Origin of the sequence: Yersinia canariae (assembly GCF_009831415.1) — a bacterium.
Lineage (GTDB): Bacteria > Pseudomonadota > Gammaproteobacteria > Enterobacterales > Enterobacteriaceae > Yersinia > Yersinia canariae.
Window position 1 is genome coordinate 2,497,768 of record NZ_CP043727.1, and the last position, 18,074, is coordinate 2,515,841.

Below are 18,074 nucleotides of genomic sequence, written 5' to 3' on the forward strand. Positions count from 1 at the left end.
AAGCGGCATACAATGACTTAGATTATACGGGTGTTTAATGTCTTACCATTCAGCATAATCTTTAGCATATCGCCCGACTTCATTGGCCCGACACCCTGCGGGGTGCCAGTCAAAACGACATCACCGGCGCGCAATGTAAAGAAGCGGCTGATGTAGCTTATCAATGGAATGATAGGAGTAATCATATCGCGGGTATTCCCCTGCTGACGGATTTCATCATTAATTGTCAGAGATAACTCAACCTGCTGCGCATCACCAAATTCAGCTACCGGTATAAAACCCGAAATCGGGCATGAACCATCAAAAGCCTTGGATTTTTCCCATGGCTGGCCCGCTTTCTTCAACCCGGTCTGTAATTCACGCAGTGTTAAATCTAATGCCACACCATAGCCCGCAATGGCGCGAGCAACTCTGTCTTCATTGGCTTGCTTTAACGGCGTACCAATCAAAACGGCCAATTCAACTTCATGATGTACGGCACCGAACTCTTTCGGAATCGAAACCGGTTGGCGAATATCACACAAGGCCGTTTCAGGTTTAATGAACAACACCGGCTCGGGTGAGGCCGTACTCCCCATTTCTTTAATATGTTCGGCATAGTTACTGCCTACGCAAACCACTTTATTCACTGGAAAATCCAGTAAAGCCCCTTGCCAGTCTCTATGTTGATACATACTGCCTCTCCTGAATTTACATCTTGATAGACACGACACCGCAGCCAATATTTGACCACCGATATTATTGCCCCATGCTATCTGCCATCATACCAATGCTGATAGCGAAATAGTAAGAACGGTTCCAGTGCATAATAGTTCTAAAATTATCATAAACCAGAAACGCGCGCCCTTGCACATCATCGGGCACAATCACCCAAGCGCGCAAGTCAAGGTTAGCCACACTCCCCCTCGGGACAACGCCGAGCTGCTGCCATTGCGCAACTGTTTTGGCCTGGCTGTCTTTCAGACCGGCAAGAGCAACATTGAAACTCACAGGTAACTGAGCTTCCTGACCCCAGCCAATACCCGGTTTCCAACCCTCAGTAGACAGATAGTTAGCCGTGGAAGCAAACACATCATCAATATTATTCCAAATATCGACTTTCCCATCACCATCACCGTCTGCACCATAGGTCAGGAAAGAGCTCGGCATAAACTGACTTTGCCCCATGGCTCCGGCCCATGACCCTTTCAATTGCGGATCGTCAACTCGACCTTGCTGAATAATCTCCAGCGCGGCCATCAACTCTTTAGTGAAAAACGCCTCTCGCCGCCCTTCAAATGCCAATGTCGATAAAGCAGAAATCACATCCTCCTTACCTTGAATCTTACCAAAACCGCTTTCCATTCCCCACAGTGCCACAATGTAGCGCTCCGGCACCCCATAGCGCGCGGTAACTTGGGATAACTGGGGCTGATAGCGCTGATAAATTTCCTGGCCCTGGGCTATTTTGCTGGGCGTCAAAACTTTGGCGAGGTAATCATCCAATGTGACTTTCTTTTCTAACTGATTACGATCTGATTGGACGACTCTGTCAACAAAATGAATATTTGCGAAAGCGATATCCAAGGTAGCGTCACTGATTCCCTTAGCGCGAGCCTGGGCTTTCAATTGCTCAACATAAGCAGGAAACTGTGCTGGATCCCGCCCCTGCTCGGATAACATTTTTTTGCTGTTGCTAACAGGAGATGGGCTTGGTGCAGATTGTGATGCAGAAGCCTGCGCGGGTCTTGGGGCTGCCGTGTTTTTATTGGCACATCCCATAGAGATAACAGCCGCAATGGCGACTGTAATCATTGACAATTTCATCGACGTGTTCCTTTATAAAGCCGTAGCCAGTGGGGAAGCTGGGCGCTTAAAATCAGTCGAATTTCACCCCGAGGCATCTCGTTTTTTGCCGTGATAGATACCATCAAGCTGTTTTGATAACACATCAAAGCTATGCTTTCGTTTCACCCAAATGCATTTTCAACAAACTTTCGGGTGGCGGCGGAACTTGCAGATAAAAACCCTGCTCAACCAGTGCGCTCTTCACTTTTTCGATATCCGCTGTCGCTAAGCTTTTGCGCTCATTGAGCGAAAGTAGCATCGCAAATTGTGGCTGACCAAAACTGGCAAGTAGCTCGGCAGGCACTCTCGAAAAATCATCTTTCTTTTCAATATAAAGATAGGTCTGATCGCGTTTCGGACTTCTGTAGATAGCACAAAGCATGTTCTGGACTCTAGTCGATAAATTCAATAATCATAGCTGGCGATTATAACACGCTCAGCTATATCACATCGTTGAGATATCAGTAGACAGGGATATCGATGCCTATACTGTCGCCACAAGGGTCTGGAACTAAATAGGAATTTTTAGAATTGTCTACGCGTGGGCGTTGCTGATATTGCTGCTGTTGGCATTTCTGCTGCTTTTCATTTTCACGCCTTGTGGCTTCAGCATCCATTCGCGCTTTTTCTGCGTCCAGTTGCCGTTGCCATGATTCAGCATCAAGGCCGGTCGAGCCCAGCGCCTTACGTTTTTCCAGATAATCTGTAGAAACCTTACTATCGTTTGGCGTTTTTGCGTGATAGCTAAAATCAGCCCCGACTCTAAATGAGGCCGACATGGCAATAACACAGATAAATGATAGCGAGATGAAATTCCTTTTCATCGTTAATTTCCTTTAGATTAATTAATGCAGAAAATACAAAATATCACAAAATGATTATCATTCTCAATATTAAATCACTAAAAATCGCACTAATTCACGTCGTTTATAGTAGAAAACATAAAAATCTGTACTTTTTATGACTAATGCGTCTTGCCAATGTGCTGTGCAGATTTACACATTATTGAGTGAGATTTCTCCGAAATAATATTGTGAGGCATTTCACTCAGCGGATAATAACTGAATTCCATTCCCCGACTTCACCATCTTAAAAACGGTAATAATGGTCTACCATTCATCTATTTTATAAAAAATAACTTCACTTGATAAAAAAATGGCCACATTTGCTAGAAATTAGCGCCTTTTATGGGCGGTGCCAAACGGGCATGAAGCCAGCTAACTTGCTGGAAAAATAAACAACTCAATCACGGCAGTGATATTAGCCAAATATAGACAGGTCAGGGCTAGCGAATAAGCCGAAGTTATGCTGTAATTTCTTGCAAGATTGACGTCAATGCAGCGTTGAGATTTCAATATATTGATACGGATAGATTTCTTTTTATATTACCTATAACATGCTTGGGAACATCAGAATATTGTACCCCGAATGATATTCCGGGGATTAAACGCAGCTGAAACTGAGTCAGGATAGATGTCACAATCGCCAATTGAGTTAAAAGGCAGTAGTTTTACCCTATCGGTCATTCATTTACATGATTCACGACCGGAGGTAATCCGTCAGGCATTACAGGAAAAGGTAGATCAAGCACCGGCTTTCCTGAAAAACGCCCCTGTTGTGATTAACGTTGCAACGTTACCTAACGGTGCTAACTGGAAAGATCTCCAACAGGCTGTCACTTCAGCGGGTCTGCGTATTGTTGGCATCAGTGGTTGTCAGGATGAACGTCAAAAACGTGCGATTGCACGGGCAGGTTTGCCGTTACTGAGCGAAGGAAAAGGCCAGAAAGTGGCACCGGAGCCTGTTATCAGCCCGCCGGAAAATGTTCCTACCAAGACACGAATCATCAACACACCTGTCCGTTCTGGCCAACAGATTTATGCCCGTAATTGTGATTTGATTGTTATCAGCAGTGTCAGTGCCGGAGCTGAATTAATTGCCGATGGCAATATTCATATCTATGGAATGATGCGAGGTCGCGCACTAGCAGGTGCATCAGGTGATGCGCAATGCCAGATTTTTTGCACGCATCTGGGTGCTGAGCTAGTCTCTATCGCAGGGCAGTACTGGTTGAGTGACCAGATCCCCAGTGATTATTTTGGTCAAGCTGCGCGTTTGCATCTGCTGGATAACGCATTAACTATACAACCTTTAAATTAAGCCCTTTTGACAAGGAATCCATTTCATGGCACGCATTATTGTTGTTACATCGGGTAAAGGGGGCGTTGGCAAGACCACATCAAGCGCGGCTATCGCAACCGGCTTGGCCCAAAAAGGTAAAAAAACCGTTGTTATCGATTTCGATATCGGTCTGCGGAACCTAGACTTGATTATGGGTTGTGAACGCCGGGTGGTTTATGATTTTGTTAATGTGATTCAAGGTGACGCCACTTTGAACCAAGCATTAATAAAAGATAAGCGCACAGATAATCTGTATATTCTGCCCGCCTCCCAAACCCGTGATAAAGACGCCCTGACCAAAGAGGGTGTTGAAAAGATTTTAAACGATCTTGGCGAAATGAATTTTGAGTTTGTTGTCTGTGACTCACCTGCTGGTATCGAAAGCGGTGCTTTGATGGCGTTGTATTTCGCTGATGAGGCTGTCATCACGACAAACCCTGAAGTTTCTTCCGTCCGTGACTCAGACCGCATCCTTGGGATATTGTCATCTAAGTCACGCCGTGCTGAAAATGGCCAAGAGCCGATTAAAGAACATCTGTTATTAACTCGCTACAATCCAGGGCGTGTTAATCGCGGCGATATGCTTAGCATGGAAGATGTCCTCGATATTCTGAGGATCCCACTGGTTGGCGTTATTCCAGAAGATCAGTCCGTACTGCGCGCGTCGAACCAAGGCGAGCCTGTGATTCTGGACAAAGAGTCAGATGCTGGTAAAGCTTATGACGATACCGTTGACCGTTTGCTAGGAGAAGAACGTCCCTTCCGCTTCATTGAAGAAGAGAAGAAGGGCTTCCTGAAACGCCTTTTTGGGGGATAAACCATGGCTTTGTTAGACTTTTTTCTGTCCCGCAAAAAACCGACAGCCAATATAGCCAAGGAACGGCTGCAAATTATCGTCGCTGAACGTCGTCGTGGGGACAGTGCTCCCCACTATCTACCTGACTTAAAACGCGATATTTTGGCGGTTATTTGTAAATATATCCAAATCGAACCTGAAATGCTGCATGTGCAATTTGAGCAAAAAGGGGATGATATTTCGGTGCTCGAGCTTAACGTGACATTACCGGAAACGGAAGAAACGCCTAAATGATTTCTTCGCAATAACTATCCCCTGTATTTATTTACAGGGGATAGTTCCTTTTTGGCTGTATATATACCCAGCTTTATTTCTGTTATATATACACCCGCCAAAGCATAATAATTTTCAACCCTATTTCAGCTATTCATAAACGGGTTATAAATTAAAATTCAAACACCCAGAGTGAAGTCTCCCCCACCCTGAATATCAATTAATACTGTTCTAAAATTTCAGTTAATTGCGCAGACAATAAATCACCACGCCAGCCACTTAATAATTCAGGCTGAGTCTCTGTGGATTTCAGTTTCCAATGCCAACTGAGTAATTGATTTATTTGGCGACGTGACGCCAGTAGCTCGCTACTTAGCCCACTACGCTCACTAACTGACGTAATCAGTGCTTTAATATCTTTGAAGACTTTCTTGTAACCCGGTTGGTCAATCAAATTAATAACCGGTGGAGGCAACTGATCGTCCGCAACCGCATTACCTTCAGCCACTAATGCTAGTAAGGTGCGGCCATGATAGCGAATTTCCTGCCCACTTAAGCCCAAAGAATCCAGTTCGCCCAGCGAGGTCGGTTGATAACGGGCGACTTGCCACAAATTCTCTTCACGAACAACAAAGTTCACCGCCAGGTCGCGTTCACGGGCCTGACGCAAGCGCCATGAGGCCAACTTTTGCAGACAAGCCAACTGATGGCCGCGTAACTGCCAGGCATTGGTGATTTCACGGTAGGCTAATTCGGGATCGAGTGTTTCACTACGGCGACGACACAACAACTCACACTCATCTTTAGCGGCATCCATACGCCCTGCTGCTTCAGTTGCTTCAACTAATTTGGCCGCCAGCGGCAATAGGTAAAATACGTCCGCAGCCGCGTAATCACACTGTTTTTCACTAAGTGGCCGGGCAATCCAGTCAGTGCGTGATTCGCTTTTATCTAATTCGACACCTTCAAACTCATTCACTAGCATGGCAAAACCACAAGATAATGAACGGCCAGAAAATGCAGCCAATACTTGGGTATCAATCATCGGTGTCGGCATTTGCTCAAAGGCGTTCAAGAATACTTCGAGATCTTCGCTGCCCGCATGAAGATATTTCACCACATTCAAATCTTGTAGCAACTCACGGAAAGGTTGCCACTGCGTGATGGGCAAAGGGTCAATCAGTGAAAGTTGTTCACCGTCATACAGTTGAATCAGGCCCAACTGAGGATAGTAGGTGCGGGTTCTAACAAACTCTGTATCCAGTGCAACATGGGCATGTTTTCGGGCTTGTTCGCAAACCTGCTGCAACGCACTGTCGGTCGTGATCAACTGATAATTCAAAACGTGATTCTCTATATAGTCGTTAGTGCTATGGCAAACACAACAACGCCGGTTAATCACCGGCGTTGTTGATGTGATTGAGTGACTCCCACATTAAGCTAAGCTGCGTTTTGCTCGCTGGTCTTAGCTTTAATCTGCTCGTCACGCAGTTCCCTGCGCAAAATTTTGCCAACGTTTGATTTCGGCAATTCGTCACGGAACTCTACTATTTTCGGTACTTTATACCCAGTGAGGTAGCGGCGGCAATGGGTTAGCAACTCTTCCTGCGTCAATGAGGCATCTTTTTTCACGACAAACAGTTTTACTGTCTCACCAGAGACCTCATTAGGCACTCCTACCGCGGCAGACTCCAGCACTTTCGCATGTAATGCCACCACTTCTTCAATCTCATTTGGGTAGACGTTAAAACCCGAAACCAGAATCATATCCTTTTTACGATCAACGATTCGCAAGAAGCCTTGCTCGTCTAGCGTCGCGATATCGCCCGTTGCCAGCCAACCCTCTTTCAGCACTTCATCGGTCGCCTCGGGCCGCTGCCAATAGCCTAACATAACTTGTGGCCCTCGCACCCACAGTTCGCCCGGCTCACCCAGCGCAACTTCGTTCCCCTCATCATCAAGCAGTCGAACATCAGTTGAAGGGACGGGGAGGCCAATACTGCCACTGTAATGTTTCAAATCATAAGGGTTGCCGGTGACTAGAGGCGAACACTCGGTCAAACCATAGCCTTCCAGCAAATGCTTGCCGGTCAGTTTTTCCCATTTATCGGCCACTGCCTTTTGTACTGGCATACCGCCGCCGACTGAGAGCCGTAATGTTGAAAAGTCTAACTTGGTGAATTCTTCATTATTTAACAGTGCATTAAATAACGTATTCACTCCCGTCATCGCCGTGAAAGGATAACGGCTTAGCTCTTTCACCATTCCTGAAATATCACGCGGGTTAGTGATTAATAAACTGCGCCCCCCCAACTCGATAAATAACAGGCAGTTCATGGTCAAAGCAAAAATATGATAGAGCGGAAGTGCCGTCACCACCAATTCATGGCCCGGTTGTAACAATGGCGCATAAGCCGCCTTAGCCTGTTCCAGATTCGACTGCATATTTCGGTGAGTGAGCATTGCCCCTTTCGCCACGCCGGTGGTGCCGCCGGTATATTGCAAGAATGCCATATCCGTATTGATAACATCCGGCTTCACATATTGCATGCGCCGGCCTTTTTGTAATGCCGTGCGGAATGAAATGGCATCAGGTAAATAATATTTCGGCACCAGCCGCTTGATGTATTTCACGACGAAATTGACCAGTGTGCCTTTGGCAGTCGACAATTGGTCGCCCATGCGGGTCAAAATGACGTGTTTAACTTGCGTTTTAAAAACGATTTTTTCCAGTGTGTGGGCAAAGTTGGAAACGATAACAATGGCCGCAGCCCCACTATCATTGAGCTGATGCTCCAATTCTCGCGGGGTATACAGTGGGTTAACATTCACCACAACCATACCGGCACGTAGAATACCAAACAAGGCAATAGGATATTGCAGCAGGTTGGGCATCATTAATGCTACGCGGTCGCCTTTTTGCAACCCCAAACCTTGCTGTAAATAGGCGGCGAAAGCACGGCTACGCTCTTCCAGCTTACGGAAGGTCATCACCTCCCCCATATTGATAAACGCAGGTTGGTCCGCATAACGCAATGCTGCGTTCTCAAACATTTCCACCAAAGAAGAATAGCGATCCGGGTCAATCTCTGCGGGAACATCTGCCGGATATCGCTTTAGCCATACTTTTTCCAAGGTAGCGCTCCTGAGTTATTATTGGTCGCCAAGATATAAAGGCAAACTTATTTACACCAGAACTTTAACAATATTTTAACTCAGCGTACCAGTTTGCTTTTAAACAATTTTGAGGTTGGGATATACATCACTATTTTCTGGCTCTCAAAACATTTAAATAATCAAGGCGGCTGATGTCGCTAAGCAAATATCAATCAGATCAACAAATTAAACAGACGACGCCAAACAGCGATGTAACTGATTGATTATAGGGTATTTTAGTTATTTCCTGAGGTAAAGACACCTGTTTACCTTCCCGTTAATTAACATTCTTGTGATTTTCTCCTGCCCTTTTTGGCGATGATCTCCAGCTTCAAATCATGATAATGATGTGGTGACTAAGGAACGTCTTGTGCACAACCACCGCATTGAATGATGTCCAACCACAACGCATCAACCCACCGAATGGTTCAAAGACATTATTTATGAAGAACACCTGAGCGGGTTGCCATGAAGTTTCACTGAATGTAAAAAGGGCGCTGAATTCAGCGCCCTTATCTTAATCACGAATCAGCTTATGCCGCCAACCCACTATTCAGTAACAATAGTTTGTATTTGTGCTGGCCCCGGATTGTACCATCCCCCCCAACCTGGGCCCCACATGCCGGGATAGTGATAACCCCAAGGGCCCATCGTCGGCGGCATAAGGACTTGCTGTTCAAGATGCCAACGCTTATAACCGGTTGCATTTATAACCACAAAGTCATAAGGCGTCATGCCGATTTTCCCTGCTTCCACGCCGACAATCGGCCCAACTACAGTGATAAGATGCCCTCGAAAATCGACTGGCTCAAGGAAACCATTCACATAAGCAATGACTCGCCCTTGTGAAGGCTCACCCAAAATAGGTCTGGCGCCTGAATCTAGCGGTACACTGGCGATTTCAAGCCGGGTACGATGGACTTCATTAGTGACATTAATGACTGCCCCACCGAAACGCGCTTCCTGACCAATAAATACCTTCGGATCAGTGCGAACTAAATTAAGATTTTGCTGCGGTGTCGCAGTTGTACCCTGGATCGCCGGCGGGATAGTGACACAGCCGGAAAGCAGCAAAACGCCCAATCCTAGCGCGGCATACATCCATTTACGGCTGCTGTTCTTTATAGATTGAGTTGTTGACGTATTCATCGCCATAGCATACTGCTCCTTATCATATCTAAAGCTATGTTAATATTTTAGACTCTAAACAGGATGACAAGTTGCTATATCCTAAATAATCCGAGTTGCGGCAAGCAGGAACTTAGCTGAACAAATGATTCGGGTACTTGAAGTATGGCGAGCATATATCCTTACGCTTACAAGTTACAGTGTCACTAATCCATTCTAGCGGCCCGGCAGTTTTTTCCAGGTAACTTCATTTCGCAGATACACCGGCTCAGCATTTTCCACACTGACCCCCTGCCCACTCATCCAGGCAGATAATGCCAGCGGCAGCATATCTTCGGCATGCGGCAAGGTTATTTTGCCGTCAACCAGCGCGACAGCGCTATCGCCAATGAGATCAGGATATGTCTGCCAGCCAGTGCCCACCGTTGCCCAAGTGCCGCTCAACAATTGAGCGCGCACCAGTGCTTGCTCTGGGGTCATAACAGCTTCTGTCGCTTCGCCAAGCCAATGCCCTTCATCATTGCGCTCAAACTCCCCCCAATAGACTTCGCCCATTCGCGCATCTATTGCCGCTAATACCCGAGAGGCCCCCGTCAGACGAAATGCTCCCTGAGCCATGGTTTGCAAAGTGGAAACCCCTATCATCGGCAAGTCAGCACCCAATGCCAGCCCCTGACCAATGCCGATACCAATTCGCACACCGGTAAAACTACCAGGGCCACGGCCAAAAGCGAGGGCATCGAGTTGTTGCAGTGATAGACCGGAGTCCGCCAGCACTTGCTGTACCATCGGTAAAATTCGTTGGGTGTGTTCTCGTGGACAAAGTTCAAATAGCGCCTGAACTTCGCCGTTGTTCCAGAGTGCGACAGAACAAGCTTCTGTTGCAGTATCAATCGCTAAAATTCGCGTGGACATGCCAACCTCGGCAGGAAAAGAGTATGAATTCAACACAGGGCGCGCATGATAGCACACCCTTCCTTGCTTTTCCCTCAATCACGCTGCTTGAGAAAAGCGATGGCTTTCGCCAAGTCGCGAGTGCGCGGCGCGGGGGGTAAACTATTGAGGAACATCGCGCCATAAGGGCGCATCACCAGGCGGTTATCACAGATGACCAGCACTCCGCGATCATCAATGTCACGAATCAAGCGGCCCACTCCTTGCTTCAAAGTAATAACCGCGTCAGGTAATTGCACATCATTGAATGGATCACCGCCGCGCAGACGGCAATCTTCAATACGCGCTTTCAACAACGGGTCATCTGGCGAAGTAAACGGCAGCTTATCGATAATGACACAAGAGAGCGCATCCCCACGTACATCAACCCCTTCCCAAAAGCTACTTGTCGCCACCAATAATGCATTGCCCGCCGCCACAAATTGCGCCAAAAGTTGCCCTTTGCTCGTTTCCCCTTGCACCAAGACCGGCAATGTCATGCTGGCACGGAACTCTTCCGCCAGCCCCCGCATCATCTGGTGAGAAGTACACAAGAAGAAACAGCGCCCTTTGTTGGCATCAATCAAAGGTTTTAGCATTACCGCCAGTTTACGTGCTGCTCCCGGCTCATTGGCGGAGGGCAAATTACGCGGCACACACAGCAATGCCTGATTGGCGTAATCAAACGGGCTGGGCAGTAACAATGTCTTGGCGTTGGTCAGCCCCAGCCGTGAGGTGAAATGTGATAACTGGTCATTCACCGACAAAGTCGCTGAGGTGAAAATCCATGTTCCGGGTTTTTCTTCGATTAATTCACGAAAGCGGTCAGAAACAGAAAGTGGTGTGAGCGCCAGGACAAAATGACGTGAATTGCACTCATACCAATAACTGTAGCCGGGGGTAGAGACATCTTTTAATCGTTTAAGCCGGTTGCGATACACCGTGGCTCTTTCAAAGGCGGCATCCAGCATGGCGCTGCGCCCCAGTGAAAGTTTCATCACGTCGTAACACAGCTCTAGCGCATCATCGAGCAATAACAGCGCCCGTTGGATGGCTGGCTGCTCCATCACATCACGCAAGTTACCGCGATAGCCCGGATCCCCCAGAACCAAACGAAAGTCTTGCGTGCTTTGTGTCAGACGATCGGCACTTTTTTGTAACTGAGCCGAATCACGCACTTCAGTGCGATAGGCAATAATGATGTCTTTTGCCAGATCCATCAATTGCCTACTGGTCAATTGCTGACCAAAATATTGGCTGGCAATATCAGGCATCTGATGGGCTTCATCGAAAATCATCACATCGGCGGTTGGGATCAGTTCAGCAAATCCGCTCTCTTTCACCACCATATCCGCCAGGAATAAGTGGTGGTTTACCACCACCACATCAGCGTCCATCGCTCTGCGACGGGCTTTCACCACGAAGCAATCTTTATACAGCGGGCAATCACTGCCCAGACAGTTGTCATTGGTGCTGGTCACTAATGGCCAGACAAAACTGTCTTCTGCAACCTCGCCACAGGTACTGATATCCCCATCAACGGTTTCTGCTGACCAGCCGCGTAAGCGCACTAAATCCACTAATGTTTCACTGGCTAACTCCCCGCCTGCCAGAGATTGCTGTTCAAGCCTCTCCAGACACAAATAATTCGAGCGGCCTTTGAGTAACGCCAGCTTTCCTTTGTATTTTAAGGCGGTTGCAACAGTCGGCAAATCGCGGGAATACAGCTGATCCTGTAATGCTTTGGAGCCGGTGGAGATAATCACTTTGCAATCAGCCCGTAAAGCTGGCGCCAAATAGGCAAATGTTTTCCCCGTACCGGTACCGGCCTCGACGACCAGTTGTTGTTTGGCATCAATAGATTCACTGATTGCCGCAGCCATTTGGCGCTGGGACTCTCGGGGATTAAAACCTGTAATGGCCTGCGCTAATGCGCCGTCTGTTGCAAAATCGTCTGTCACGCGTTCTCTTCCGGGCGAAATCAGCGGTGATTATGCCAAGCCTGAGGCCCGGCGACCACACATTCTCGCGGCAAGCTATGCTACCCTAATGCCATATCCTAAATAATTCGAGTTGCAGGAAGGCGGCAAGTGAGAGAATCCCGATGAGCTTTAAGGCGCTTTTCTCACCGGGCTAATGCAGAGGTAACTTGAAGAATGACGGGTATCGCAACTGACATTGGCATTCACACACAGGAGTGAAAATGAGTATTGAGCGCATTAATCCAGAAAAACGTTGGTCAGACGCGGTGGTATTCAACAATACTATCTATTACACCAGCGTACCGGAAAACTTGGATGCGGACGCCACGGCACAAACGGCAAACACACTGGCGGCAATTGATATCATGCTGAATCAGCTTGGTTCGGATAAAAGCCGCATTTTGGATGCCACCATTTTTCTGGCAGATAAAGCAGACTTCGCGGCGATGAATGCGGCGTGGGATGCCTGGGTGGTAGACGGGAATGCGCCGGTGCGCTGTACTGTTGAAGCCAAGTTGATGAATCCAAACTACAAAGTCGAAATCAAAATTATTGCAGCCATCTGATTAGCCGCTAAATATACTTAGCTTCCCTCACCCTAATCACAAAGTGAAAACGCGGGGAAATGTACCGAATGGGGCATAGCGGCGTAAAACGCCAGAGTGCCCATTGGTGCAGTCGCCCCGCCAAACACCGGATTACGATAGCTTAATCATCACCATTCCGGCCAACAGCAAAATCAAGCCGATCCAGCCTTTATAATTCAGCCGCTGGTTGAATAAAATCCACCCCGCAGCCACGGTGGCGGCAATACCAAACCCGCCCCACAAAGCATAAGCCACTGATAATTCAATGCCTTTTACGGCTTGTGCTAAAGCACTGAATGCCCCTAACACTGAAATCAATGATAATATACCCAACCATACTCGGCGAAAACCATCTGACATTTTCAGCAAAATATTGGCGATTATTTCCAGGATGACAGCCAAAATAAGAAACGCGATATGGTAAAACTCAAGCTGTTGCATGATGCTCACCTGAATTGCGACTTGGACTGTTTGGTTTCTTCGGTTTACGTGTGCCTGATTTCACTAGCATTATGCCGCCGACTAATGTCACTAAACCGGCAATTTTAAGTGGCGATAAACTCTCATCAAACCACAGCACACTAAAGACAGTAATAATCAGGATACCTATCCCTTCCCACAGCGCATAAGCCACACCTAACGCGACTTTCTTCACCGCCAGAGCCAGCAATATATATGAGCCGGTTATCATAAAATACATCACGATATGCCCGGTCATCTCACCACTCACACTGGCGTATTTCATTGATAAGGTGCCGATAATTTCAGCAACAATCGCCAGACCTAAAAATATCCAATAAATCATCATTCTTCTCCTAACACACAGCTACCCTATCGGTTTCAAAGTGCAGGAAGGCGGCAAACAAGATAATCCTGTTGAACTTACATAAGTAAGTGATTCGGATGACTGAATGCAGCCAATACCCCTGCTATTTGAGAAATGACGGGTAAAACGCACGCTAAGGTCTATTTGTTACGGTTATCCTCACTCGGCACACCATTCACTGGGAATTGACGTGCGCAGGCCGTAAGAAATAGAAACTCACTTGGCGTAGAAACTTTTATTTTTTATTGAAGAAGAAAGACGCTATAGCTCGCTGCACCAGTGATGCTCACTGGCCAGAATGGCAGACAGGAAGAGTTGGCAAGTAGAAGGTTTGAAAGTAATTCCATTAATTTTCATCATAATATATCTCTTTTTTCTAGCCACACGCGCTTTAGCCACATTCTTGTATGCCAAACCTAGTGTGATACGCCTAAAACCCTCATCAAATTGGAATAATTAACTGCTGTATTTTTACCACAGTCAATTTTATAAAGCAAACCATCAATTCTATAAATAGTTTATAAAAAGAGATTAAAAAATAATAAGTTAGTCTTTCTAAAAAAACAAAACCCCTGCATGGCAAGGGTTTTATATTGAGTAAGGATACCCGGTTCTCCCATCAGTTCAGGGAGTTACAGCAACTTATGCTGTAGCGCCCGCGACAGCCTGTTTTGCTAATTCAGTAATGCGAGCGTAATCACCTTTTTCCAGCGCATCAGCAGGAACCAACCATGAGCCGCCGATACACAATACGCTTTTCAGCGCCAGGTAATCGCGATAGTTGTTCGGGGTAATACCGCCTGTTGGGCAGAAACGCACTTGAGAGAATGGGCCGCCAATAGCTTGCAAAGCTTTCACGCCGCCATTAGCTTCTGCCGGGAAGAATTTAAACTCACGCAGGCCATAGCTCATGCCCAGCATCAGTTCTGAAACAGTGCTGATCCCTGGGATCAACGGAATAGAGCCTTCGGTAGCCGCTTTGAGCAGCTCATCTGTCAGCCCCGGGCTAATGGCGAATTGAGCACCCGCATCAACGACATCAGCCAATTGCTGAGGATTAAGGACAGTACCCGCGCCTACAATAGCCTCAGGAACTTCTTTCGCGATGGCACGAATAGCCTCAACAGCACAAGGGGTGCGCAACGTCACTTCCAGCACCCGAACACCACCAGCCACCAGGGCTTTTGCCAGCGGTACCGCTTGCTCGAGCTTGTTAATCACGATCACCGGGACAACAGGGCCTGCGGTCATGATATGTTCTGCGCTCGTTTTCCAGCTTTTCATCAGTTGTTATCTCCACTTATGCCGATTGGCATGTACTCACCCTAAGGTGTCAGTTGAAATATGGCAGGCAAAATATTCACGACGACTTTCTGCCTGCCATAAAGAATCACAATGCGAGCAAACTAATCTTACTCGAACTCATTCCATGAGCGGCCATCACGAGTGATCATGGCAACAGATGCCACTGGCCCCCAAGTCCCGGACTGGTAAGGCTTTGGAGCCTCATTATCAGCAGCCCATGCATCCATGATGGAGTCGACCCACTTCCATGCTTCCTCAACCTCATCACGGCGCACAAACAGAGCTTGAATACCCCGCATCGTCTCCAATAACAGACGTTCGTAGGCATCGGCAATATGTTGTTCGTTAAAGGTTTTTGAGAAACTGAGGTCAAGTTTGGTGGTTTGCAGGCGGTGTTTATGCTCCAGACCCGGCACTTTATTCAGCACTTCAATTTCAATGCCTTCATCCGGTTGCAAACGGATAGTCAGCTTGTTTTGTGGCAATTGTTGATAAGATTCGCGGAACAGATTCAGCGCGGGATTTTTAAAATACACCACCACTTCAGAGCACTTGCTTGGCAGGCGTTTACCAGTTCGCAGATAGAACGGCACACCGGCCCAGCGCCAGTCATCGATATCAACACGGATAGAAACGAATGTCTCCGTGTTGCTGCTCTTGTTCGCCCCTTCCTCTTCCAGATAGCCCGGGACTTTATTACCCTGAACGAACCCAGCCGTATACTGACCACGAACCGTAGTTTCGCGCACATTGGTGTGGTCGATACGGCGCAGCGAGCGCAGCACTTTCACTTTTTCGTCACGGATACGGTCTGTACTCAAATCTGCCGGTGGTGACATGGCAATCATGGTCAGGATTTGCAGTAAATGGTTTTGGATCATGTCACGCATCTGACCGGCCTGATCAAAATAGCCCCAGCGCCCTTCAATCCCAACTTCCTCAGCGACGGTTATCTGCACATGATCAATCGTGCGGTTATCCCAGTTTGACGCAAACAGTGAGTTGGCAAAACGCAGAGCCAGCAGATTCAGAACCGTCTCTTTACCTAAATAATGGTCGATACGATAAACCTGACACTCATTGAAATATTCGGCGACCTGATCGTTAATTACCCGCGAGGACGCTAAATCTTTCCCCAAGGGTTTTTCCATAACGACTCGTGCAGGCTCTTTATTCAGCCCCGATTCACCCAATCCTTTGCAAATTGCGCCAAAAGTATTAGGTGGCATAGCAAAGTAGTTAATCGTAGTGCGGTTTTTTTGATCCAGCATTTTGCCTAACTTGGCAAAGTGCTTGCTGTCATTGACGTCTAAATTACAGAAGTCGAGACGAGAACTGAGCTTTTGCCACAATTCATCATCCAGCTTCTCTTTCATAAAGGTATCGAGGGCTTCCTTTACCACGGCTGTGTACGCGTCTTTATCCCAGTCGGCACGGCCTACGCCGATAATCCGAGTATCAGGGTGGATGTGACCCGCTTTCTCTAATTGGTAAAGGGAAGGCAACAGTTTCCGGCGAGCCAAGTCTCCCTTAGCGCCGAAAATCACCAGATCACACGCCTGTGCTGCCTGGGCTGTATTAGTTACCGCCATGTTATTCTCCTCGTTGCAGGATATTTGTAATTTTCTTACATTACTAATGTACTCTCTTTGACTATAGCCAGTAAACCCGGATAAAAGCGGACCAAAAAAGGTCAAAAAACACTCGATAGAGTGGCAGGCCGCGTCAAATCAGGCCGCACAACTTTAAAATGTAATTTTATGACGTTTTTGACAACTATTTACCATTATGAAAATTAGACACAGGTCATATTCTGGTGAAAAAGAGTGACTTCAGACCAGATGTCTCTGCCAACGGGTTCCAGCTCGTAGTATATTTTCATTAAACCGACATAGATTTCTCCTTTAAATGAAATCGGTAAAACCCATGGGTGACTCTCGTTATATGAATACGCTGGAAAATATCCAAAATAATCTGGACCTCCTGAGCAAATCGGAAAGGAAAGTCGCCGAGGTAATTCTCGCCGCCCCACAAACTGCCATCCACTCAAGTATCGCCACACTCGCCAAGTTGGCGAATGTAAGCGAACCCACGGTAAACCGCTTTTGCCGTCGATTAGACACGAAAGGTTTCCCTGATTTTAAACTTCATTTGGCACAAAGTCTGGCTAATGGCACACCTTATGTGAACCGTAATGTTGAAGAGGATGATAGTGTAGCCGCTTACACTGGGAAAATATTCGAATCGACCATGGCCAGTTTGGATATGGCGAAGAACAATTTAGATATTGCAGCCATTAATCGGGCAGTCGATTTATTGACGCAAGCGAAGAAAATATCGTTCTTCGGCCTTGGTGCATCGGCGGCTGTGGCGCATGATGCCATGAATAAATTCTTCCGCTTCAATATCCCAGTCATTTACTTCGATGATATCGTCATGCAACGCATGAGCTGCATGAATTCCAATGAAGGTGATGTCGTGGTATTGATATCCCACACTGGGCGGACAAAAAGCCTCGTTGAGTTGGCGCAACTCGCTCGTGAAAACGATGCCACCGTGATTGCCATTACCTCCCGCGACACGCCACTGGCCAATGAAGCGACATTGCCTCTCTTGTTGGATGTGCCGGAAGATACTGATATGTATATGCCAATGGTGTCGCGTATTGCTCAACTGACCTTAATTGATGTGTTGGCGACCGGTTTTACCCTACGTCGAGGGGCTAAATTCAGGGATAACTTGAAGCGAGTTAAAGACGCATTAAAAGAATCGCGCTTCGATAAAGGCTCTCCACGGGTCAACAGTGGCGAGTAATGGCGCGAAGTGAATTGTGTCAAAAAGTAAATATTCGCCGGGGGAGAAGTCGTGTTGTTTTGTGTTAGCGCATCTTCTGCCATGAAAATTTGACGTATTATTGAAAAATAATATCTGTCTGACTCGCATAATAGTGGAGTCAATAATTGGTAAATAGTTCGCTTTTGTAATGTGGTCATTGGTGCAAAAACGGAATCCGCATGGGCCATTTTATGCATCAATAGTTTTACAGTCGCAAGCGGATAACATAAATGACACTATGTTGT

The 18,074-nt window shown here is 47.0% G+C and carries 18 protein-coding genes; 5 read left to right on the forward strand and 13 right to left on the reverse strand.

The features are described 5' to 3' along the window. Positions 1 to 17 precede the first annotated feature (17 nt). The 4 genes from F0T03_RS11460 to F0T03_RS11475 form a co-directional block, all read right to left on the reverse strand. Positions 18 to 674: a fumarylacetoacetate hydrolase family protein gene (locus F0T03_RS11460; RefSeq protein WP_145556880.1), complete on the reverse strand. Its 657-nt coding sequence runs from the start codon at positions 672 to 674 to the stop codon at positions 18 to 20. A 64-nt stretch (positions 675 to 738) separates the two neighbouring features. Further along, positions 739 to 1,806, reverse strand: a complete 1,068-nt coding sequence (locus F0T03_RS11465; RefSeq protein ID WP_162526940.1) for a lytic murein transglycosylase — start codon at positions 1,804 to 1,806, stop codon at positions 739 to 741. A 130-nt stretch (positions 1,807 to 1,936) separates the two neighbouring features. Further along, the gene (locus tag F0T03_RS11470; RefSeq protein ID WP_145556881.1) at positions 1,937 to 2,209 is read right to left on the reverse strand and encodes a YcgL domain-containing protein; all 273 of its coding nucleotides are present in this window, start codon (positions 2,207 to 2,209) and stop codon (positions 1,937 to 1,939) included. 79 nt (positions 2,210 to 2,288) lie between these two features. After that, on the reverse strand, positions 2,289 to 2,651 hold the full coding sequence (locus tag F0T03_RS11475; protein WP_159678421.1) for a hypothetical protein: 363 nt from the start codon (positions 2,649 to 2,651) through the stop codon (positions 2,289 to 2,291). Positions 2,652 to 3,300: 649 nt separating this feature from the next. Between F0T03_RS11475 and minC the strand changes: the two genes are divergently transcribed. The 3 genes from minC to minE are packed head-to-tail and all read left to right on the forward strand — an operon-like array spanning position 3,301 to position 5,098. Then, entirely contained in the window at positions 3,301 to 3,987 is a 687-nt protein-coding gene (gene minC / locus F0T03_RS11480; protein WP_145556883.1) for a septum site-determining protein MinC, read from the forward strand. Between the two features lie 25 nt (positions 3,988 to 4,012). Next, positions 4,013 to 4,825 carry a septum site-determining protein MinD gene (minD, locus tag F0T03_RS11485; protein ID WP_005163000.1) on the forward strand — a complete coding sequence of 271 codons (813 nt, stop codon included), beginning with the start codon at positions 4,013 to 4,015 and terminating at the stop codon, positions 4,823 to 4,825. A gap of 3 nt (positions 4,826 to 4,828) precedes the next feature. Beyond that, positions 4,829 to 5,098, forward strand: coding sequence for a cell division topological specificity factor MinE (gene minE, locus F0T03_RS11490; protein ID WP_004874203.1), 270 nt, complete (start codon positions 4,829 to 4,831; stop codon positions 5,096 to 5,098). Between the two features lie 199 nt (positions 5,099 to 5,297). On the opposite strand, the gene rnd is transcribed toward minE, so the two are convergent. The 5 genes from rnd to yoaA form a co-directional block, all read right to left on the reverse strand. Beyond that, positions 5,298 to 6,419, reverse strand: a complete 1,122-nt coding sequence (gene rnd, locus F0T03_RS11495) for a ribonuclease D (protein WP_159678423.1) — start codon at positions 6,417 to 6,419, stop codon at positions 5,298 to 5,300. A gap of 98 nt (positions 6,420 to 6,517) precedes the next feature. Further along, on the reverse strand, positions 6,518 to 8,212 hold the full coding sequence (fadD, locus tag F0T03_RS11500) for a long-chain-fatty-acid--CoA ligase FadD (protein ID WP_159678425.1): 1,695 nt from the start codon (positions 8,210 to 8,212) through the stop codon (positions 6,518 to 6,520). Between the two features lie 570 nt (positions 8,213 to 8,782). Next, the gene (locus F0T03_RS11505; protein ID WP_145556886.1) at positions 8,783 to 9,388 is read right to left on the reverse strand and encodes a Slp family lipoprotein; all 606 of its coding nucleotides are present in this window, start codon (positions 9,386 to 9,388) and stop codon (positions 8,783 to 8,785) included. Positions 9,389 to 9,577: 189 nt separating this feature from the next. After that, complete coding sequence (gene tsaB / locus F0T03_RS11510) at positions 9,578 to 10,276, reverse strand: tRNA (adenosine(37)-N6)-threonylcarbamoyltransferase complex dimerization subunit type 1 TsaB (protein WP_159678427.1); 699 nt, start codon at positions 10,274 to 10,276, stop codon at positions 9,578 to 9,580. Positions 10,277 to 10,350: 74 nt separating this feature from the next. Continuing rightward, positions 10,351 to 12,255 carry a DNA repair helicase YoaA gene (yoaA, locus tag F0T03_RS11515; RefSeq protein WP_159678429.1) on the reverse strand — a complete coding sequence of 635 codons (1,905 nt, stop codon included), beginning with the start codon at positions 12,253 to 12,255 and terminating at the stop codon, positions 10,351 to 10,353. A 242-nt stretch (positions 12,256 to 12,497) separates the two neighbouring features. Here yoaA and F0T03_RS11520 point away from each other — a divergent pair, with 242 nt between their 5' ends. Next, positions 12,498 to 12,842, forward strand: coding sequence for a RidA family protein (locus F0T03_RS11520; RefSeq protein ID WP_145556889.1), 345 nt, complete (start codon positions 12,498 to 12,500; stop codon positions 12,840 to 12,842). 132 nt (positions 12,843 to 12,974) lie between these two features. Here the strand turns inward: F0T03_RS11520 and mdtI are convergent, their stop codons facing one another. From mdtI to zwf, 4 genes are all read right to left on the reverse strand, one after another. Beyond that, a complete protein-coding gene (gene mdtI, locus F0T03_RS11525) occupies positions 12,975 to 13,304 on the reverse strand; it encodes a multidrug/spermidine efflux SMR transporter subunit MdtI (RefSeq protein ID WP_145562962.1) in 330 nt (109 codons plus the stop codon). Next, positions 13,291 to 13,668 carry a multidrug/spermidine efflux SMR transporter subunit MdtJ gene (mdtJ, locus tag F0T03_RS11530; protein WP_162527034.1) on the reverse strand — a complete coding sequence of 126 codons (378 nt, stop codon included), beginning with the start codon at positions 13,666 to 13,668 and terminating at the stop codon, positions 13,291 to 13,293. Before mdtJ ends, mdtI begins: the two co-directional genes overlap by 14 nt. Before the next feature lie 663 nt (positions 13,669 to 14,331). Next, entirely contained in the window at positions 14,332 to 14,973 is a 642-nt protein-coding gene (locus F0T03_RS11535; RefSeq protein WP_145556892.1) for a bifunctional 4-hydroxy-2-oxoglutarate aldolase/2-dehydro-3-deoxy-phosphogluconate aldolase, read from the reverse strand. A 128-nt stretch (positions 14,974 to 15,101) separates the two neighbouring features. Next, positions 15,102 to 16,586 carry a glucose-6-phosphate dehydrogenase gene (gene zwf, locus F0T03_RS11540; RefSeq protein ID WP_145556893.1) on the reverse strand — a complete coding sequence of 495 codons (1,485 nt, stop codon included), beginning with the start codon at positions 16,584 to 16,586 and terminating at the stop codon, positions 15,102 to 15,104. A gap of 352 nt (positions 16,587 to 16,938) precedes the next feature. On the opposite strand from zwf, the gene F0T03_RS11545 reads away from it, so the two are divergent. Further along, a complete protein-coding gene (locus F0T03_RS11545; RefSeq protein WP_145556895.1) occupies positions 16,939 to 17,808 on the forward strand; it encodes a MurR/RpiR family transcriptional regulator in 870 nt (289 codons plus the stop codon). The last annotated feature ends 266 nt before the right edge of the window (positions 17,809 to 18,074 follow it).